Consider the following 20,344-nt stretch of genomic DNA (forward strand, 5'->3'; position numbering starts at 1 on the left):
GATGGTTAGGGTCGGGTAGAAACCCTGCGCGAAAAAGTTCACCGCCAGGGGTGCGGGTGGAGGCTACTCCGCCAGCCACTCCGCGCAGGAGTTCAGGTTCCGGTTCACCGTGGCCACGGCGGCGTCTTCGTCCCGCCGTTCGATCGCATCCAGGAGCGTCTCGTGGCCGTCCCGCGGAAGCCCGTTGAAGCCGGGCCGGCGCTGCTGCTTGAGGAGATCCTGGTGGAAAACTGTTCCGAAGCTGGCGTAGAGCTCGTGCAGCAGCGGGTTGCCGGACGCCCTCGCGATGCCCTCGTGGAAGTGCCAGTCGGCGTCCGCCCAGCCCTCGAAGTCACCCCTGTTCCAGGCCCGGTCCCGGCTGGTGAGGAGGGCACGCAGGGCGGTGACGTCCTGGTCCGTTGCATTCCGTGCCGCCAGCCGGGCAGCCTGCGTATCCAGGCCCAGCCGCACCTCCAGGATGTGCTGCTCGGTGTGGTCCCGGTACATCCGCTGCGCGGCACCGGACATCTCGCTGGTAGCGCGCACGTAGGTGCCGTCCCCGCGCCGGACCTCCAGCATGCCGCCGTGGGCAAGGGCCTTGACTGCTTCCCGGAGGGTTCCGCGGGAGACACCAAGCCGCGCCATGAGTTCGGGCTCGGAAGGGATGCGCTGGTTCAGGGCCCACTCGCCGGTGTGGACCATGTCCCGCAGTTTGGCCGTGACTTCGGCGGCGAGCGGCGGGCGGACTGACGGGCTCAGTGACACGGGGCTACTTCCTTCCATCCGCGGTGCGGGCCGGAACAGCGCCCTGGGCAGTGGCTGCGGTCTTGCCGGACATCGCACGGCCGGTAATCAGGTGGGATACCACGATCTGCACCAGCGCCAGTGCCAGCAGCAGGGCCAGCGGCAGGATCCAGCCGCCGGTGGCGCTGTGCAGCAGTCCCATGCCGAAGGGGCCAGCCGTGGCCAGCAGGTACCCCGAGGACTGGGCCAGCGTGGACAGCGCAGTGGTTTCGGACGTGCTGGTGCCGCTGCGGCTGATCATGACCATCACCAGCGGGAAGATGCCCAAACCAAAGCCCAGCAGGACGGCGGGGATGGCCGCCAGGCCCACGGGCAGGAACAGGAGCGCCAGGATGCCTACAGCCATGGTGATGCTCACCAGGTAGAACGCCGGGCGCAGCATCCCGGGGCGGGATCCGATGGCGATCAGCACCATGCCGGCCGGAACGGAGACCAGCTGCATGAGCCCGAACATCAGCCCACTGTCGGCGGCGCTCAGGCCCATGGTGGTGAGCATGTACGGGAACCAGCTCAGCAGGGCATAGGCGAGGAGGGCCTGCAGCGTGAAGATCGCGGTGAGGAGCTGGCCTTTGCGGGTCCGCAGCAGCGGCCAGGGGGAGACGTGGCCGGCGGTGCTCCGGACCGTGGTGCGGTGGGCGTGCAATGCCACGGGCAGGAAACCCAGGAAGGCCGCCACCGCGGCGATGCCCACGGCACCCACGGCGGCCGAAGGAGACCCCAGGGCCTGGGCCAGCGGCACCACCGCGACGGATGTCAGCGTGCCGCCGGTGGTCATGGTCACCGTGTAGACGGCGGTCATCAGCGAGGTGCGCGAGGCGAAGTGTTCGCGGATGAAGGACGGCATGGCCACGTTGCAGATCGCCAGGCCGGACATGCCCACCACGCTGCCGGCCACGAGCATGCCGGTGGCGGGGATGCCGCGCAGCAGGAGGCCGCCGGCCAGCAGGGCCAGGGACAGCAGGATGGCCTTCTCCACCCCCACCCTGCCGGTGAGCCATGAGGTGGCGGCGCCCGCCAGCGCGAAGCAGAGCGTCGGGATGGACGGAATGATGGCCGCCACCAGTGCCCCGTAACCCAGCACCGCCTGGAGGTCGTGCAGCAGGGCGGACGCCCCGGTGATGCCCGCCCGAAGATTGAGCCCGATCAGCACCAGGCCGATCACGCCGAACACGACGGCGGAGCGCGGCTTGGCGGCGGCCGTGCCGGTCGCAGGAGCGCTTGGGGCAGCCGCGGGTGCCTCGGCGGCCAGGGATGGGGAGGAGGGGGGAGTGGCGGGCATACCTTCCAGCCTAAAGGTTAGACGTTTGATGTTTGCTCTTTTGTGGCCAACCTCTCCCGGGTCCCGGCCGCTGCAATAGACTGCCAACGGACTGTCAGAGGGCCTGGCGCGGACCAGGTGGTGCGGAAGGACGGCTGTGGAGGCTTCCCGGGGACTGGAAATTGAGAAGAAGTACGACGTCGACGCCGGCGCCGCAGTGCCCGCACTGGAGCAGGCAGCCGGGGTGGCCCGGGCAGGCAAGCCGCATACCGACCTCCTGGAGGCGGTGTACTTCGACACGCCAAAGCATGCCCTCGCCGCCCGGCGCATCACACTGCGCCGCCGCACCGGCGGGAAGGACGCCGGCTGGCACCTGAAGCTGCCGCCACAAGCTGCCGCGGACGGGGACGGGCCGCAGCACCGCACGGAACTGCACGCACCCCTGGGCCGGCCCGACGTCGTCCCGGACACCCTGCTCACCCACCTGCACGCCTACCTCAGGGGTGCCCTCCCGGTGCCGGTGGTCCGTCTGGAAACCCGCCGCACCACCTATCCCCTGTACGGGGACGACGGCGTCCACCTCGCCGACCTCGCCGACGACCAGGTGACTGCCGAACGGCTCCAGGACAGGGACAAGGCGGCAGCCACCCGGCAGCAGTGGCGCGAGTGGGAACTGGAACTGGTCCACGGGGATCCCGGCCTCTTTGGGCCCGTGGAGGAACTGCTCGCCGCTGCCGGCGCCCGCCCGGCCGGCCACGCCTCCAAACTGGCCCGCGCACTGGGCGATGACAAAAAAGCCGGTAAGGCGGCCGCCGAGCCCGCCGCCGCCGGTGAAGAAGCCAGAGGTGGGGAAGCCGCAGGTGGGGAAGCCGACGGCGACGCCGCGGCCGGAAGCAGCCCGGCCCTGCTGGCCGGAAAGCGTGCGCCGGCAGCCGCCGTCGTCACCGTTTACGTGGGCGCGCAGATTGACCAGATTCTTGCCAGCGACGCCGCCGTCCGGGGCGAGGAACCCGAGGCAGTGCACGCAATGCGCTCGGCAGCGCGGCGGATCCGTTCGGTGCTGGGTGCCTACGGCAGGCTCTACCGGGCATCGCCGGTCCGCAAGCTGCGGAACGAGCTGAAGTGGTTGGGCCAGCTGCTGGGGCAGCCGCGTGACGCCGAAGTCCTGAGGGAACAGCTCCGCGGACAGCTGGCCGGTCTGCCGCCCGGGGATGGTATTGCGGAGGCAACAACCCGGCTGCAGGAGCGCACGGGCGCCGATTACGACGCCGCGTACCGGCTCCTGCAGGAAGCCTTGGGAACTGAGCGCTACTTCCGGCTTCTGGACAAGCTTGAGGACTTCCGCGACAGCCCGCCGGTGCGTGCCGAAGCGGTGACGCCCGGGCGGCGGGCGGCGGCGAAGGCGGTGGACAAGGCGGCCAAACGGCTGCGGCGCTCGCGCAAGGCGGTGAAGCGCGCGCGGCGCGGCAGGGAGCAGGAGCTGGCCCTCCACCGTGTCCGCAAGGACGCCAAGCGGCTGCGCCATGTGGCTGAATCGGCAGTGCTGGTGCGCGGCAAGCGGGCGGGCAAGGTGGCAAAGGCCGCCCGCAGGCAACAAAAGATCCTTGGCCGGTTCCAGGACGCCGCCGTGGCCCGCGACCTGCTGGCCGGCATCGCCGCGGACGGCACGGATGCGGCCACCGCGGGCATCTATGCGCAGCTGCTCAACCAGCAGGAAGAACGGATGCTGGCGGCCCAGGCCGACTTCCGGAAAGCGTGGAAGAAATCGCGCGACCTGTTGGGCCACGGCGTCATCTGACCGGCAGCTTATCCCGGCTACTTGCCCTGGCGCGCCGACAACCGCGCCACCGCCAGGGCGAGCCACAGCTGCACCCGGTCGGCGGTGACGGCGGGGTCGTACCCCGTGAGTTCGGTGATCTGGGCCAGCCGGTACCGAACGGTGTTGCGGTGCAGTGTGAGTTCCTCCGCCACGGCTGCCACCGAGCCGTTGTTGTTCAGATAGCTCTCCAGCGTGGCCATCAGCTCCGAGCCGTGCGCCGCATCGAAGGACCGCAGCGGGTTCAGTGACTCGTGCGCCATGTCCGCCAGCGGCACATCCTCGCTGGCCAGCAGCAGCGACGTCAGGCTGAGCCGCTCGGGTTCGTTGACCGGCAGGCCATGGCTCGCGGCGTCCCGGGCCTCAAAGTAGCTCCAGCGCAGGCCGTTCGGCTTGGTGTACGCCCCGCCGATGCCGATCGTGGCGTGGATGCCGGCTTCGGCGAGGTGGTCGCTGAGCTTCCGTGCCAGCGCCGGTGCCGTCCCGCCGTCGTCGTTGACCACCAGCACCAGGTCCTTGCCCACCACGGCGGCAACCGCCTTCTCCAGTTCCAGCGGCACCGAGGTGCTGCCCAGGGCCTTGCCGTGGGCGGCCGACACGGCCAGCAGCACCACGTTCTTGCGGGTGCTGTTCACGCCCACGCCGGCCAGTCGGCGCTGCGCCTCGCTGGTCTCCAGCGCCCCGTGGATCACGTCCTCCAGCACCTGGCCGCAGAGGGCACGCTGGGCCTGCCGCTGCTTGACCATGTTGTTCAACTCCACGCTGATCAGGTTCTGCGCGTAGCCGATGATGCCCGTGTCCTCGAACGGCTGGCGCACCCACAGCGTGCAGGCATCACGGCGTCCCGTGGGGACGGGATAGCTGGACCAGGTGTCCGCCGACGGGCTGGCGGTGCTGCTGTTGTACAGCTGCGCCGTGAACTGCGTGAGGGCAACGTCCGTGCGGAGCATGCCGCCCAGGTTCTTCAACAGTTCGCCCACCCCGCCGCCGGTCAGCAGTGCCCGCGCCAGGACCTGGTGGCCGGCGATCAGCCGTTCCAGCTTGGCGTAATGGTCCGCGGACTGCGCGTCGGCCACCAGCTTGGTGATGGCGATGAACGGGGTCTCGTACGGCACTTCCACCACGGGCAGGCCCCAGCGGTTGGCCTCCGCTAGCAGTGCCGGCGGCACCGCTTCATGCGAGAGGCCCACGCCGAATCCGATGCCCACCGCGCCGGCCCGCTGCACCTGGCGGACAAAACGGCGCTGCTCGGGGGCGGAGCGCAGGCGCAGGCCGGTGGTGAGGACCAGCTCCCCGCCGTTAAGGAACCGCTGCGGATCCTCCAGTTCCGTGACCGCCACCCAATTGATGTCCTGGTTCCACGTAGTCTCCGCCACGCCCGCTTTTGACAGCTTAAGGGACGACACGCCCACCAGGGCAGCAAGGGAAATGGCCATGAAGCAAGGATAAACGTGAGCTGGGCAACCGCACTAAACCTCTTTGGCAAGGGTGTGCAGGTGGCTATTCACCCGACTTGGGCGCTGGCATAGGCTCAAGGCAGTTCCATCCATCCGTCCTGGTCTCCGCCCGGCCGCCGATGGCCCTTACGAAAGAGGTTGCACACCGTGGTCCAAACCTTGCAGAACTTCATCAACGGGAAGTTCGTCACCCCCGCGGGCACCACCCTGCTGGACGTGGTCAACCCCACCAACGGCGACGTGGTGGCGCAGGCCCCCGTCTCCATGCAGGCGGACGTCGATGCCGCCATGGCGGCTGCCAAGGACGCCTTCAGGACCTGGAAGCATGTCACCCCGGGCCAGCGGCAGCTGATGCTGCTCAAGCTCGCAGACGCCATCGAGGCCAACAGTGACGAAATCGTCGACGCCCAGCACCGCAACACCGGCCAGGTCCGCTCCCTGATCGCCTCCGAGGAGGTTGCCGCCGGCGCCGACCAGCTGCGCTTCTTCGCCGGCGCCGCCCGCATCCTTGAAGGCAAGTCCGCGGGGGAATACTTCGAGGGCCACACCTCCTACGTCCGCCGCGAACCCATCGGCGTCGTGGCCCAGGTGGCCCCCTGGAACTACCCGTTCCTGATGGCCATCTGGAAGATCGGCCCCGCGCTCGCAGCCGGCAACACTGTGGTCCTCAAGCCGTCCGACACCACCCCCGAATCCACCCTGGTCCTGGCCCGCCTGGCCGGCGACATCTTCCCCGCCGGCGTCCTCAACGTGGTGCTCGGGACCGGCGAAACGGGCGCCATGATGGTGGAGCACAAGGTCCCCGGCCTGGTGTCCATTACCGGTTCGGTCCGCGCCGGCATCGCTGTTGCCTCCGGTGCCGCCAAGAGCCTCAAGCGTGCGCACCTGGAACTGGGCGGCAAGGCTCCGGCCATCGTGTTCAAGGATGCCGACATCAAGAAGAGCGCCGCGGCCATCGCCGAGTTCGCTTTCTTCAACGCCGGCCAGGACTGCACCGCCATCACCCGCGTGCTGGTGGAGGACTCCGTTCACGACGACGTTGTGGCCGCCATGGTGGAGCACACCCGGACCCTGCACACCGGCTCGCAGAACGACGAAGACAACTACTTCGGCCCGCTGAACAACGTGAACCACTTCAACGCCGTCACCTCCGTGGTGGAGAACCTGCCAGCCAACTGCCGGATCGAGACCGGCGGCCACCGGGCGGGGGAGAAGGGCTACTTCTTCGAGCCCACCATCATCACCGGAGCCAAGCAGACCGACGACGTGGTGCAGAAGGAGACCTTCGGCCCGGTCATCACGGTGCAGAAGTTCAGCACCGAAGAAGAAGCGGTGGCCATGGCCAACGACGTGGATTACGCCCTGGCGTCGAGCGTCTGGACCAGCAACCACGGCACGGCCATGCGGCTGAGCCGCGACCTGGACTTCGGCGCCGTCTGGATCAACACCCACATCCTGCTCACCGCCGAAATGCCGCACGGCGGCTTCAAGCAGTCCGGCTACGGCAAGGACCTCTCCATGTACGGCGTGGAGGACTACACGCGCATCAAGCACGTGATGAGTGCACTTGATGCATAACCCAGCCGCCTGATTTTCCCCACCGGCGCCCCTTTAGCAAAGAAAGAAACACCATGACCACCACCGCATCAGACATCACCTACCGCCTGGAGCAGAAGCGCAACGTCCAGGCCGACTTCCCGGGCCCCAAGTCCGTGGCACTGACCGAACGCCGCAAGTCCGTGGTGGCTGCCGGCGTCGCCTCCAGCGTCCCGGTCTACGTTGCAGACGCCGACGGCGGGATCATCCACGACGTCGACGGCAACTCCTTCATCGACCTCGGCTCCGGCATTGCCGTGACCAGCGTGGGAGCATCCGACCCCGCCGTCGTCGGCGCCGTCAAGGAAGCCGTGGAGCACTTCACCCACACCTGCTTCATGGTCACCCCCTACGAAGGCTACGTGGCCGTCGCCGAGCAGCTGAACCGCCTCACCCCGGGTGACCACGAGAAGCGCACCGTCCTCTTCAACTCCGGCGCCGAGGCAGTGGAGAATGCCGTCAAGGTGGCCCGCCTGGCTACCGGCCGGGACGCCGTGGTCGCCTTCGACCACGCCTACCACGGCCGCACCAACCTGACCATGGCGCTGACCGCCAAGGCCATGCCGTACAAGACCAACTTCGGGCCGTTCGCGCCCGAGGTGTACCGGATGCCCATGAGCTACCCGTACCGCGAGGAAAACCCCGCCATCACCGGTGCCGAAGCCGCCAAGCGCGCCATCACCATGATCGAAAAGCAGATCGGCGGCGACCAGGTGGCCGCGGTCATCATCGAGCCCATCCAGGGCGAGGGCGGGTTCATCGTCCCGGCCGAGGGCTTCCTCCCCGCGCTGGCCGCCTGGGCCAAGGAAAAGGGCATCGTCTTCATCGCGGACGAGGTCCAGTCCGGCTTCTGCCGCACCGGCGAATGGTTCGCCGTGAACCACGAGGATGTTGTCCCGGACATCATGACCATGGCCAAGGGCATTGCCGGCGGCATGCCGCTGTCCGCCATCACCGGCCGCGCAGACCTGCTGGACGCCGTGCACCCGGGCGGGCTGGGCGGCACCTACGGCGGAAACCCGGTGGCCTGCGCCGCAGCCCTCGCCTCCATCGGATCCATGGAGGAGTACAACCTGAACGGCCGCGCCCGCCACATCGAGGAACTCGCACTGGGCCGGCTCCGCGACCTGCAGGGCGAACTCGCCGCTGCCGGCACCGCCGTGATCGGTGACGTCCGCGGCCGCGGCGCCATGCTCGCCGTCGAACTTGTCCAGGCCGGCTCCAAGGAACCCAACCCGGAACTGACCAAGGCCGTTGCCGCCGCCTGCCTGAAGGAAGGCGTCATCATCCTCACCTGCGGCACCTACGGCAACGTCATCCGCCTGCTGCCGCCGCTGGTCATCACCGACGAGCTGCTGAACGACGGCCTGGATGTCCTGGCCGCCGCCATCAAGGCCAACGCCTAACCGGAACGACTCCCTCCGGCAACGCAGAGAAGGCGGACTCCCGAAGGGGAGTCCGCCTTCTTTGTCGGATGCGCCGGCGTGCGCCCGGGGTTGCGTGCGTCCGGCGTTGCGCTAGGAACAGGGCGTCAGGCGGCCCCGCGCAGCGCTGCCCTGCGGGCCACCGAGTTCCTGCGGGCTGTCTGGAGCATGTCAAGGGTCAGCAGGAGCAGCGCCAGCCACACCACGCCGAATCCGATCCAGCGCTCCACGGTCATGGCTTCGCGGAACACCAGCAGCGCCACCAGGAACTGCAGCACGGGCGCAAAGTACTGGAGCAGCCCGATGGTGGTCATGGGCAGCCGCCGCGCGGAGGCGCCGAAGAAGAGCAGCGGGACGGCGGTGATCACGCCCGACGCCAGCAGCAGCCAGAAGTGCCCGGGACCCTGCGAGGTCAGCGTGGCGCTGTTGGTCTCGGCCAGGACCACCATGGCCACGGCGGCCAGCGGGGCCAGCACCATGGTCTCCACGCTCAGGCTGGTGATGGCGTCCACCCGCGATCCCACCCGGTTCTTCACGAAGCCGTACAGGCCGAAGCTGAAGGCCAGCGTCAGGGCGATCCACGGCAGCTTCCCGTACGAATAGGTCAGGACACCCACCGCCACGAAGCCGACGCCCACCGCGGCCCACTGGAGCGGGCGCAACTTTTCCTTCAGCACGAGCACGCCCAGCAGGACCGAAACGAGCGGGTTGATGAAATAGCCCAGCGAGGTTTCCACGGCCTGCCCGGTGGTCACACCATACGTATAGGTCAGCCAGTTGATGGCGATCAGGAACGCCGCCAGGGCCAGCGAAGCAAAGACGCGCCGGTCCCTCAATGCCGCCGCGAGCACGCCCCACGCCCTGGTCACCGTGATCAGGAGTGCACAGAAGAGCAGTGACCACACCACCCGGTTGGCGACGATCTCGACGGCGCCGGCCGGCATCAGGATGAAGAAGTACAGGGGGAGCAGCCCCCACAAGACGTACGCGCCGATGCCGAACAGCATTCCCGCCGTCGTGTCCTTGGCCAGCGGCTTGGGGCCTGCGGGCGCCGCCGTTCCAGTCCTGGAGTGTGGGGCGGAGGAGGTGGCTGTGGGCGTTCCGTCTGGCATGGGCACGCTGTCCATAACAGCATCCCTCCGGCAGGTATTCCACCAGGCGGGCAGGGAAATCCGGAAAATAGTCAGTAGGCTTGCTTTCATGAGATGCGCCCGTACCCCGCAGCCGGCCCCATGAGGCTCCGGCGCAGCAACGCCTCGGGCCGCGGCTACCGCAGGGTGCCGGCCGGCAAAGGCTTCAGTTACCGGGACCTGGACGGCTCCACCCTGCCGCCCGGTCCCATCCGCGACCGGCTGGAGAGCATCGGCATCCCGCCGGCATGGACCGACGTCTGGATTGCCCCGTTTGAAAACGGCCACATCCAGGCCACGGGCGTGGATGCGGTGGGTCGGCGCCAGTACATTTACCACCCCGAGTGGCGGGAACGTAAGGACCGGCTGAAGTTCGACCGGTCCCTCCAGCTGGCCGAATCGCTGCCTGCGGCCCGACGCCGGGTCACCATGGACCTGCGCAGCGAGGGCTTCACCAGGGAACGGGTCCTGGCGGGGGCGTTCCGGATGCTGGACAGCGGATCCCTGCGGGTGGGGTCTGAGCGGTACACCAACGAGAACGGCAGCCGGGGACTGGCCACGCTGCTGTGCGCCCACGTCCAGGTGCGCAAGGACCGGATCCTGCTGCGCTTCCCGGCCAAGAGCGGGAAGGACTGGGAATCGGAAATCCGCGACCCCGACCTCGCCGTCCTGCTGAGACTGCTCAAGCGCCGCGGGCCCAATGCCCGGCTCCTGGCCTACAAGGAGGGCAGGACTTGGCGCCCGGTGACCAGCGCGGACATCAATGCCTACGTGAAGGAACGGACGGGGTCTGACTTCACGGCCAAGGACTTCCGCACCCTTCGCGGGACGGTGGCGGCGGCGGCAAGCCTGGCCCGCACCGGCGCGCAGCGCACGGCAGCCAAACGGAAGCGCGCCATCAGCCGGGCCATGTACGATGCCGCGGAGACGCTGGGAAACACACCTTCAATCGCCCGCAAGAGCTACGTGGACCCCCGCGTCCTGGACCACTACCACGCGGGCGAAACCATCGACCCGAAGCGCCTGGACTCGGCCGAGGCCGAACTGCGGGCGCTCCTCTACCGCGAGGGCAAGGTGGTGGCCCTGGCCGCCAACTAGAATGGGGGACTGTGCGCTGCATGATGCGGCGCAGTCTCATGAAACGTGAGCAGGACCAGTTCAGAAGGGCTCCCGGTGTCCAATCAGAGCGAAACCGCCGCCAACCGTCCCCTCCGCGTCGCCATCGTCGGCGCTGGACCGGCAGGAGTCTATGCTGCGGACATCCTCACCAAGTCCAGCGGGGTGAAGGACGGCGACTTCCAGGTCAGCATCGACCTTTTCGAGGCCTACCCGGCGCCCTACGGCCTGATCCGTTACGGCGTGGCCCCGGACCACCCCCGCATCAAGGGCATCGTGAACGCCCTCCACAAGGTCCTGGACCGCGGCGACATCCGGTTCCTGGGCAATGTGACCTACGGCCGTGACCTCACGCTGCACGATTTCCGGGCCTTCTACGACGCCGTGATCTTCTCCACCGGCGCCGTGAAGGACGCGGACCTGGAGATTCCCGGCATCAACCTGCAGGGCTCGTTCGGCGGCGCCGACTTTGTCTCCTGGTACGACGGCCATCCCGATGTTCCCCGTGAGTGGCCGCTGGAGGCCCGGGAAATCGCCGTCATCGGCAACGGCAACGTGGCCTTGGACGTGGCGCGCATGCTGGTCAAGCACCCGGAGGAACTGCTGAGCACCGAGATTCCGGACAACGTCTACCAGGGCCTGAAGGCCTCGCCCGTGACGGACGTCCACGTCTTCGGCCGCCGCGGCCCGGCCCAGGTGAAGTTCACCCCGCTGGAGCTGCGCGAGCTCAGCCACATGAACGATGTGGACATTGTCCTGTACCCGGAGGACTTCGAATTCGACGAGGCGTCGGACGAGGCGATCCGCAGCAACAACCAGGTCAAGACCATGGTGAACACGCTCACCAACTGGCTGGTGGAGGAGCATGCGGAGTCGGAGAACCCCTCCTCCCGCAGGCTGCACCTGCACTTCCTGCACAGCCCCGTTGAGGTGCTCGACGACGGCACGGGCAAGGTGGGCGGCATCAAGTTTGAGCGCATGCAGCTGGACGGGACCGGCAACGCCAAGGGTACGGGGGAGTACGTCGAGTACCCCGTCCAGGCGGTCTACCGGGCCATCGGCTACCACGGCTCCGCCCTGGATGAACTGGAGTACGACGCCAAGCGCGGCGTCATCCCCAACGAAGGCGGACGTGTCCTGGATGCGGAGGGCAATTCCGTCCCTGGCATCTACACCACGGGCTGGATCAAGCGCGGCCCCGTCGGGCTGATCGGCCACACCAAGGGCGATGCGCTGGAGACCATCGGCTTCCTGCTGGAGGACCGGTTGAACCTTCCCGCAGCACAAAATCCGGACCCGCAGGCCATTATCGACCTGCTTGAGGAACGCGGCATCGAATACACCACCTGGGAAGGGTGGAACAGGCTCGACGCCCACGAGGCAGGCCTGGGCGCCGCCTGGACCGGCCCCGAGGGGCTGGACCACCTGGCGCGCGAACGGATCAAGGTGGTGCCCCGCGAGGACATGGTCCGCATCTCCCGCGGCTGACCCCTAGCCGCGAAGGCGTATTCGCGTTAGTCTGATTAACATGAATACGGCGGGGACCCGGGCCTACGATTCCCGGAACCGCGCAGCCTCTGCCGCCGCTACCGGGCGGCGGATCCTGCAGGCGACTCTTGACCTCTTCATGGAGGGGCCGCTCGCCGACGTGACCCTGAATGCTGTGGCCGAACGTGCAGGCGTCACCGTCCAAACCGTTATCCGCCGCTTCGGTGACCGCATGGGGCTGATCCACGCCACGGCTGAATTCGCGTCAACGGAGGTGGCCGCCCAGCGCGGTGCCGCTCCTCCCGGCGACGTACCTGCCGCCGTCAACAACCTTCTGGATCACTACGAGACCACCGGCGCCCTGGCCCTGAAGCTGCTCGCCGAGGAGGAAACTTCCCCTGTCCTCGCAGAGATCACCGAGGGCGGCCGGCGGATCCACCGGCAGTGGTGCGAACGCGTCTTCGCCCCCTTCCTCGCGGACGATTACCTTCCGGACAGGGCGGAGCGGAAACGCCGCCTGGCCCAGTTCGTCGCCCTCTGCGACGTCTACACCTGGAAACTGCTGCGCCTCGACGCGGGGCTCAGCCGCGACCAGGTGGCCCACTGCCTGCTCGAAATGCTGGAACCCTTCACCCGGAGGCCCTGATGTCCACCGTCCTTGCCTACACTTCTCCCGCCATTGGCCATCTTTTCCCGATGGTTCCGCTGCTCCAGGAACTGAAGGACCGCGGCCATGATGTCCACGTCCGCACGCTGCGCCGGCAGGTCCCGCTGCTCAAGGGGACAGGGTTCCATGCCGGGTCGGTGGACGAGCGGATCCTGGCAGTCGAGGCCACGGACTACCGGGCACGGAATGCGAAGGCAGCCCTGGCTTCCAGCGTGGAAACCTTCACCGCCCGCGCCCGGTTCGACGCCCCGGACCTGCAGAAGGCCATCGATGAGGTGGGCCCGGAACTGCTCCTGATCGACATCAACTCATGGGGAGCCCGCATCCAGGCCGAACTATCCGGGTTGCCGTGGGCCACTTTCAGCCCCTACACCCCGCCGCTGCAATCCAGGGGAACGCCGCCGTTCGGCCCCGGGCTTGCCCCCATGTCCGGGCCCCTGGGCAGGGCCCGCGACGCGGTGGCCCGCCGCCTGGTGATCGGCGCCGTGGAAAAGCTGATGTTGCCGCGCATCAACGCGCTGCGCTCGGAACTGTCCGCCGGCACGCTGCCACCCGTCAGCGGTGCGGACGAAATGTTCCGCACCGCACCGCTGCTGCTCGTGGCCACATCCGAGCCCTTCGAATACCCCCATCCTGACTGGGGTCCGGACGTGCGGATGATCGGTGCGCTCGGCTGGGAACCCTCCACGGAAACTCCGGCCTGGCTGCGGGATGACCAAACCCCGGTGGTTCTGGTGACCACATCCTCCGAATACCAGGCCGACGAAGCCCTTGTGCGGGCGGCGCTGGCCGGGCTGGCCGCTGAACCCTTCACAGTGGTGGCCACCTTGCCGGCAGCGGACGCAGGATCGGCCGGCTCCGGCCGTGCACCCCGGAGCGACGGCTTCGGACCGGTGCCGGCGAACGTCCGGCTGGAGCACTTCGTGCCACACGGCCAGGTCCTTGACCACGCGGCCGTCGCCGTCACCCACGGCGGCATGGGCGCCACCCAGAAGGCGCTGTCCAAGGGGGTTCCCGTGGTGGTGGTCCCGTTCGGCCGGGACCAGCACGAGGTGGCAGCGAGGGTGGTGGCGGCCGACGCCGGGGTGCGGCTCAGCCGGAAGCACCTCACCGCCGAAAGGCTCCGCGCAGCCGTCCACGAGGCCCGGACCAAAGCACCGGGGGCGCGGCGCGTTGCGGAGGGCTACGCTGCGGCGGGAGGAGCGGCGGCAGGGGTGGATGCGCTGGAGGAACTGCTGCGGCTAGACTAGCGGCGCCAGAAGCCTGCACTTCCAGGGAGTTCGATGACGAACCTGCTCCAGCCTGAACCGCGCCAGCGTGCCGCCCTGGCCGGGCACGAGCGCCTGGATCACGCCCTGGGCGGCGCCACTCCCGAAATCCCCGGCCTGCGCAAACTCATCAGGGAATCCTGGCTGCGGTCCGCCAGCTTCAAGGCAAACCCGGACAACACGGCCGCCCCGCTGGCCCTGGACTACGAGGAGCTGGAGGAGTACCGCCGGCAGCACCCCCTGGCTGCCATCATGCCGGTCATCAACAAGCTCCTGGTCCAGCCCAGCCACGACAGCGGACTCCTGGTGGCCGTGGGGGATGAGGTGGGCAGGCTCCTGTGGGTGGACGGGGACCCCGCGCTCCAGCGCCGGGCCGAAGGAATGATGTTCGTCCCCGGCGCCGACTGGTCCGAAGCCAGTGTTGGCACCAGCGCCCCGGGCACCGCCCTGGCCCTGGGCAGGGGGATCCAGATTGCCGGCGCCGAGCACTACCAGCGCACCGTCCATCCCTGGAGCTGCACCGCTGTCCCCTTCCATGACCCCGACTCAGGCGCCGTGCTCGGCGTCGTGGACATCACGGGGACGGCAACGGCGGTGGCCCCGCACACCCTGTCCCTGGTGGAGGCAACGGTGGCGGCCGCCCAGGCGCAGCTGCGGGTGGAGCGCCTGCAGCATGCTGCGGAGCTGGCCAGGAAGCCGGTACGACGACGGTCCCCGGCCGCTGCAGGAAGGCAGGGCCAGGGTGCCAAGGAAGGCAGCCTCTACCGGAACAGCCTGCAGCTGCTGGGCCGCGACCAGGCACTGCTCAGCCTTGACGGCAGGACCGTTTCCCTGTCCGCCCGGCACAGCGAAATCCTTGCCCTGCTCAGCATGCACCCGGACGGCCTCACAGCGGAGGAACTGAGCTCGCTGCTGTATCCGGGGGACGGCTCCACCATGACACTGCGCGCCGAGATGGTCCGCCTGCGCAAAGTCCTCCAGCAGCTCTCGCAGGATGCCGTTCCCGGGTCGCGCCCCTACCGGCTGCCCATCGACCTGGTGCCGGACACGGGCCAGGTGCTCAGTTGCCTGCAGCGCGGTGCACACCGGATTGCCCTGGAGATTTACCGCGGCGGGGTGCTTCCACGCTCCGAGGCACCGGGCATCGTGGACTTGAGGAACAGGGTTTCGTCCCTGCTGCGGGAAGCGGTCCTCACTGACGGCAGCGCCGAGTCCCTGCTCAAGTACGCCGCTCTGCCCGAGGCAAGTGACGACGTCGAAATCCGCCGCGCCGCGCTCCGCCTCCTGCCGCCGCGCTCACCCAAGCGGGCCGCCGTCGTGGCCGACCTGGAACGACTGGAAGCCGAACTGCGCGCCTGAAAAGTTGCCCTGTGACATGAGCCACAACGTTGCAACCTGGCTGCAACCTCCCGGCTCCTACGCTGTCTTCAACGGCGGACGCCCCTGTGGCCCGCCTCCTGCACAGCAAAGGAGCTAAGCACATGACCGTTTACGCACAGCCGGGAACCGACGGTTCGAAGGTCACCTTCAAGGACCGGTACGAAAACTGGATCGGCGGCGAATGGGTTGCCCCCGTGAAGGGGCAGTATTTCGAGAACATCACCCCGGTGACCGGCAAGGCGTTCTGCCAGGTGGCCCGCGGCACGGCGGAGGACATCGAATTGGCCCTGGATGCGGCGCACAAGGCGGCGCCGTCCTGGGGCAAGACCTCCGCGACGGAACGCGCGGCCATCCTGAACAAGATCGCCGACCGCATTGACGAGAACCTGGAAATGCTCGCCGTCGCCGAAACCTGGGACAACGGCAAGCCGGTCCGGGAAACCCTCAACGCGGACCTGCCGCTGGCCGCGGACCACTTCCGCTACTTCGCCTCGGCAGTCCGCGCCCAGGAAGGCAGCCTGTCCCAGCTGGACGAGAACACCACTGCCTACCACTTCCACGAACCCCTGGGCGTGGTGGGCCAGATCATCCCCTGGAACTTCCCCATCCTCATGGCCGTCTGGAAGCTTGCGCCCGCGCTGGCGGCCGGAAACACGGTGGTGCTCAAGCCCGCCGAGCAGACCCCAAGCTCCATCCTGGTGCTGGTGGAACTCATCGGGGATCTGCTGCCCGCCGGCGTGCTGAACGTGGTCAACGGCTTCGGCGTGGAGGCCGGCAAGCCGCTGGCGTCCAGCTCCCGGATCCGGAAGATCGCTTTCACCGGTGAAACCACCACCGGCCGGCTCATCAGCCAGTACGCCAGCCAGAACCTCATCCCCGTCACCCTGGAACTGGGCGGCAAGAGCCCCAACATTTTCTTCAACGACGTGGCCCAGGACAACGACGCGTTCTACGACAAGGCCCAGGAAGGTTTCGCCCTGTTCGCCTTCAACCAGGGCGAAGTCTGCACCTGCCCGTCCCGTGCCCTGATCCAGGAGGACATTTACGACTCCTTCATGGCGGACGCGGTGGCCCGGGTGGAGAAGATGGTCCAGGGCAACCCGCTGGACACCGATACCCAGGTGGGTGCGCAGGCCTCCAACGACCAGCTGGAGAAGATCCTGTCCTACATCGACATCGGAAAGCAGGAAGGCGCCAAGGTCCTCACCGGCGGTGCGCGTGCAGAACTCCCGGGCGACTTGGCGGGCGGCTTCTACGTCCAGCCCACCGTGTTCGAGGGCCACAACAGGATGCGGATTTTCCAGGAGGAGATCTTCGGGCCCGTGGTGGCGGTGACGAAGTTCAGCGACTACAACGACGCCATGGGCATCGCCAACGACACGCTCTACGGCCTGGGCGCCGGTGTCTGGTCCCGAAACGGCAACGTGGCCTACCGGGCCGGCAGGGAAATCCAGGCCGGCCGTGTCTGGGTCAACAACTACCACGCCTACCCGGCCGGAGCTGCCTTCGGCGGCTACAAGTCATCCGGCATTGGCCGTGAGAACCACGCCATGATGCTGGACCACTACCAGCAGACCAAGAACCTGCTGGTCAGCTACGACGAAAACAAGCTGGGCTTCTTCTAAGCCCCGCGGCAAAACCTATCCCAACCCAGCTACAACGACGCAAGGATCGCCAATGACGACGACAATGCAAGCAGCCGTAGTAACCGAATTCGGCAAGGACCTGCAGGTCCAGACCCTCAACGTCCCAACACCCGGACCCGGACAGGCGCTGGTCAAGGTGCTGACCACCGGCGTTTGCCACACCGACCTCCACGCAGCCGAGGGGGACTGGCCGGTCAAGCCCACCCCGCCGTTCGTTCCCGGCCACGAGGGCGTGGGGGAAGTTGTGGCACTGGGCGAGGGCGTCGCCGACCTCGAGATTGGAGACCTGGTGGGCAACGCCTGGCTCTGGTCCGCCTGTGGTGACTGCCAGTACTGCCGCACCGGCTGGGAGACCCTCTGCGAAGCGCAGCAGAACGGCGGCTACAGCGTGGACGGCTCCTTCGGGGAGTACATGCTGGTGGATTCCCGCTTCGCGGCCCGCATACCGGCGGGATCCGACCCCGTCGAGGTGGCGCCGGTACTCTGTGCCGGCGTCACCGTCTACAAGGGCCTGAAAATGACCGAGACCCGGCCGGGCCAGTGGGTCACCATCTCCGGCATCGGCGGGCTGGGGCACATCGCCGTCCAGTACGCCGTCGCGATGGGCCTGCGCGTTGCCGCCGTTGACGTCGCAGACGACAAGTTGGCCCTGGCCAGGGCCCATGGAGCCGAAGTGACAGTCAACGCGCTGCACGAAGACCCGGTGGAGGTCATCCAGCGTGAAACGGGAGGGTGCCATGGAGTGCTGGTTACCGCGGTGCATCCGTCAGCGTTCGGGCAGGCCATCGGCATGGCCCGCCGCGGCGGCACCATCGTTTTCAACGGCCTGCCGCCGGGGGACTTTCCGGCACCGATCTTCGAGATTGTGCTCAAGGGACTGACCGTCCGCGGCTCCATCGTGGGCACCCGGCAGGATATGGAGGAAGCCCTGGACTTCTACGCGCAGGGCAAGATCCACCCCACCGTATCCGTCCGGGAGCTCTCCGAGGTCAACGCCGTCTTCGATGAAATGAAGCACGCCAAGATCGATGGCCGTGTGGTGCTGAGGTTCTGATGCCCGCCCATGGGATCGATGCCGCCGTGACGCTGCCCGGGGAAGACTTTTCCCGGGTGGCGCTCACGCCGGCAGCCGTGGACCTGCTGCGGATGCTCTGGGACCGGCACGGCCCGCTCATGTTCCACCAGTCCGGCGGCTGCTGCGACGGGTCCTCGCCCATGTGTTACCCGGCCGGGGACTTCATCACCGGGGATTCGGACGTCCTGCTGGGGCTGTTCGACCTGTCCGACGGGCTGCAGCCCCTGCCGCTGGAGTTCTGGATGTCCCGGGAGCAGTTCAATTACTGGAGCCACACCCACCTGACTATCGATGTTGTACCGGGCCGGGGGAGCGGCTTTTCTGTGGAAGCGCCGGAGGGCAGACGCTTCCTGATCCGGTCCACGCTGATGGACTGGCCCGCCTAGCAAGTTCGACTTAAACCCGCTCGGGGCTCTCCAATCGGAGGGCCCCGAGTGCGTTGGCAGAAGAATATTCGGTGCTTTGACCGTCTCACTATTCGGGACGATTGGGGCCGTCCAGTGGATGGACACTATCGTTGATAGGTCTGTTTCCCTCACAAACCAGGATTGTGACCCTTATGAATCTTCTGCGGACAAAATCCATCGAGCAGTCGATTGCCGACGCCGATGAGCCCGGACGCAAGCTCAAGCGTTCCCTCAGCACCTGGGACCTCATGATCATGGGCGTCGCCGTTGCTGTCGGCGCCGGGATCTTCTCGGTGGGCGCCAAGGCCGCTGCCAACTTCGCGGGCCCCGCCGTTACCGTCTCCTTCGCCATCGCCGCCGTCACCTGCGCGCTGGCCATCATGTGCTACGCCGAGTTCGCCACTGCCATCCCCGTGGCCGGCTCCGCCTATGTCTTCACCTACGCCACCATGGGTGAACTCCTTGCCTGGATCATCGGCTGGAACCTGATCCTGGAGCTGTTCACCGCTGCCGCCGTCATTGCCAAGTACTGGGGCATCTACCTCAGCAAGGTGTTTGCCCTCACGGGCCTGGACGTCCCGCCGGCCATCTCGCTGGGCGGCGTGGACCTCTACTGGGGCGCCTTCCTGATCGTGGCCATCTTCACCGTGCTGTTGGTCCTGGGCACCAAGCTGTCCGCCCGTGTGGGCAACATCTTCACCCTGATCAAGATCGGCGTGGTGCTGTTCGTGATCGTGGTGGGCTTCACCTACGTGAAGGTGGAGAACTACAGCCCGTTCGTTCCCGCCGCCGAACCCACGGCAGGGACCGGCGCCGCGGACGTCCTGAAGCAGTCCTTCTTCGGCTTCCTGACCGGTGCTGCCCCCGCCCAGTACGGCACCATGGGTATCTTCGCCGGCGCCGCACTGGTGTTCTTCGCCTTCATCGGCTTCGACGTGGTGGCCACCTCCGCTGAGGAAGTCAAGAACCCGCAGAAGACCCTGCCCCGCGGCATCTTTGGCGGCCTGGCCCTGGTCACGCTGCTCTACATCCTGGTTTCGCTGGCCCTGACCGGCATGGTGTCCTACACCCAGCTTGCCGAAGCCAAGAGCCCCACCCTCACCACTGCCTTCGAGGCCGTGGGTGACACCTCAGCCGCCAAGGTCATCGCCTTCGGTTCCCTGGTGGGCCTGACCACCGTCATCATGGTGCTCCTCATGGGCCTGTCCCGCGTGGTGCTGGCCATGAGCCGCGACGGCCTGCTGCCCCGGTCGCTGTCCAAGACCAGCGACAAGCGCTCCACGCCGGCGCGCCTCCAGATCATCTGCGGCGCCGCAGTTGCCCTGGTGGCAGGCCTCACCAATGTGGACCTGCTCGAGGAAATGATCAACATCGGTACGCTGTCCGCGTTCGTGGTGGTCAGCCTGGGCATCCTGGTGCTCCGCAGGAAGCGCCCGGACCTGAAGCCCGCTTTCCGCGTCCCGTTCGGCAAGGTGCTGCCCATCGTTTCCGCAGTGCTCTGCCTGTACCTCATGACCAACCTGGCTGTGGAGACCTGGATCTTCTTCGCCATCTGGCTGGTCATCGGCCTGGTGATCTACTTCGCCTACGGACAGCGGCACTCCCGGCTCAACGAGCGCTTCGCCGAAGCCAGCGTGTCCGTCAACGGCGCACCCGCTGCAGCCAGGACCGAAGCAGCCGCCGAGCGTGACGACGAGGACGAGCTGAGCCGCACCTGACGGCCCGCCGCTCTACGCTGTTGAGCTGCCCGCCCGGCTTCTGCCGGGCGGGCAGCCGCGTTTAAGCGCAACCTGTGTTTCGTGCGGTTCCTGTTTTCAGCGGCTCTTTTGCCCG

General features: G+C 67.6%; 16 protein-coding genes. 12 read left to right on the top strand and 4 right to left on the bottom strand.

All coding sequences use genetic code 11. The features are described 5' to 3' along the window. Positions 1-63 precede the first annotated feature (63 nt). Both ASG86_RS02115 and ASG86_RS02120 read right to left on the bottom strand, forming a co-directional pair. Positions 64-744: a FadR/GntR family transcriptional regulator gene (locus ASG86_RS02115; RefSeq protein ID WP_056329485.1), complete on the bottom strand. Its 681-nt coding sequence runs from the start codon at positions 742-744 to the stop codon at positions 64-66. A 4-nt stretch (positions 745-748) separates the two neighbouring features. Then, positions 749-2,062 carry an MFS transporter gene (locus ASG86_RS02120; RefSeq protein ID WP_056329488.1) on the bottom strand — a complete coding sequence of 438 codons (1,314 nt, stop codon included), beginning with the start codon at positions 2,060-2,062 and terminating at the stop codon, positions 749-751. A gap of 136 nt (positions 2,063-2,198) precedes the next feature. On the opposite strand from ASG86_RS02120, the gene ASG86_RS02125 reads away from it, so the two are divergent. Then, complete coding sequence (locus ASG86_RS02125) at positions 2,199-3,839, top strand: CYTH and CHAD domain-containing protein (RefSeq protein ID WP_056329491.1); 1,641 nt, start codon at positions 2,199-2,201, stop codon at positions 3,837-3,839. A gap of 17 nt (positions 3,840-3,856) precedes the next feature. Here the strand turns inward: ASG86_RS02125 and ASG86_RS02130 are convergent, their stop codons facing one another. Beyond that, on the bottom strand, positions 3,857-5,293 hold the full coding sequence (locus ASG86_RS02130; RefSeq protein WP_056329494.1) for a PucR family transcriptional regulator: 1,437 nt from the start codon (positions 5,291-5,293) through the stop codon (positions 3,857-3,859). A 168-nt stretch (positions 5,294-5,461) separates the two neighbouring features. Between ASG86_RS02130 and ASG86_RS02135 the strand changes: the two genes are divergently transcribed. Together ASG86_RS02135 and gabT are read left to right on the top strand one after the other, a co-directional pair. Then, a complete protein-coding gene (locus ASG86_RS02135; protein WP_056329496.1) occupies positions 5,462-6,892 on the top strand; it encodes an aminobutyraldehyde dehydrogenase in 1,431 nt (476 codons plus the stop codon). A 53-nt stretch (positions 6,893-6,945) separates the two neighbouring features. Then, the gene (gabT, locus tag ASG86_RS02140; RefSeq protein ID WP_056329499.1) at positions 6,946-8,316 is read left to right on the top strand and encodes a 4-aminobutyrate--2-oxoglutarate transaminase; all 1,371 of its coding nucleotides are present in this window, start codon (positions 6,946-6,948) and stop codon (positions 8,314-8,316) included. 125 nt (positions 8,317-8,441) lie between these two features. Here gabT and rarD read toward each other — a convergent pair whose 3' ends face one another. Continuing rightward, positions 8,442-9,461 carry an EamA family transporter RarD gene (gene rarD / locus ASG86_RS02145; RefSeq protein WP_056329501.1) on the bottom strand — a complete coding sequence of 340 codons (1,020 nt, stop codon included), beginning with the start codon at positions 9,459-9,461 and terminating at the stop codon, positions 8,442-8,444. Between the two features lie 105 nt (positions 9,462-9,566). Here rarD and ASG86_RS02150 point away from each other — a divergent pair, with 105 nt between their 5' ends. The 9 genes from ASG86_RS02150 to ASG86_RS02190 all read left to right on the top strand — a co-directional run bounded on the left by ASG86_RS02150 (position 9,567) and on the right by ASG86_RS02190 (position 20,229). Then, complete coding sequence (locus ASG86_RS02150) at positions 9,567-10,562, top strand: DNA topoisomerase IB (RefSeq protein WP_056329729.1); 996 nt, start codon at positions 9,567-9,569, stop codon at positions 10,560-10,562. Positions 10,563-10,637: 75 nt separating this feature from the next. Further along, positions 10,638-12,068, top strand: coding sequence for an FAD-dependent oxidoreductase (locus ASG86_RS02155; protein ID WP_056329505.1), 1,431 nt, complete (start codon positions 10,638-10,640; stop codon positions 12,066-12,068). Between the two features lie 40 nt (positions 12,069-12,108). Further along, complete coding sequence (locus tag ASG86_RS02160) at positions 12,109-12,714, top strand: TetR/AcrR family transcriptional regulator (protein WP_056329507.1); 606 nt, start codon at positions 12,109-12,111, stop codon at positions 12,712-12,714. Beyond that, positions 12,714-13,985, top strand: coding sequence for a glycosyltransferase (locus ASG86_RS02165; protein WP_056329511.1), 1,272 nt, complete (start codon positions 12,714-12,716; stop codon positions 13,983-13,985). The genes ASG86_RS02160 and ASG86_RS02165 overlap by 1 nt, the downstream gene beginning before the upstream one ends. A gap of 33 nt (positions 13,986-14,018) precedes the next feature. Continuing rightward, entirely contained in the window at positions 14,019-15,362 is a 1,344-nt protein-coding gene (locus ASG86_RS02170; protein WP_056329514.1) for a helix-turn-helix domain-containing protein, read from the top strand. 122 nt (positions 15,363-15,484) lie between these two features. Next, positions 15,485-17,008 carry an acetaldehyde dehydrogenase ExaC gene (gene exaC / locus ASG86_RS02175; RefSeq protein WP_056329517.1) on the top strand — a complete coding sequence of 508 codons (1,524 nt, stop codon included), beginning with the start codon at positions 15,485-15,487 and terminating at the stop codon, positions 17,006-17,008. A gap of 52 nt (positions 17,009-17,060) precedes the next feature. Beyond that, positions 17,061-18,083, top strand: coding sequence for an alcohol dehydrogenase AdhP (adhP, locus tag ASG86_RS02180; RefSeq protein ID WP_200946094.1), 1,023 nt, complete (start codon positions 17,061-17,063; stop codon positions 18,081-18,083). Continuing rightward, entirely contained in the window at positions 18,083-18,490 is a 408-nt protein-coding gene (locus tag ASG86_RS02185; protein ID WP_056329522.1) for a DUF779 domain-containing protein, read from the top strand. The genes adhP and ASG86_RS02185 overlap by 1 nt, the downstream gene beginning before the upstream one ends. Before the next feature lie 173 nt (positions 18,491-18,663). Then, on the top strand, positions 18,664-20,229 hold the full coding sequence (locus tag ASG86_RS02190) for an amino acid permease (protein ID WP_056329524.1): 1,566 nt from the start codon (positions 18,664-18,666) through the stop codon (positions 20,227-20,229). Positions 20,230-20,344: the final 115 nt, after the last annotated feature.

It is taken from the genome of Arthrobacter sp. Soil764, assembly GCF_001428075.1.
Taxonomy (GTDB): Bacteria; Actinomycetota; Actinomycetes; order Actinomycetales; family Micrococcaceae; genus Arthrobacter.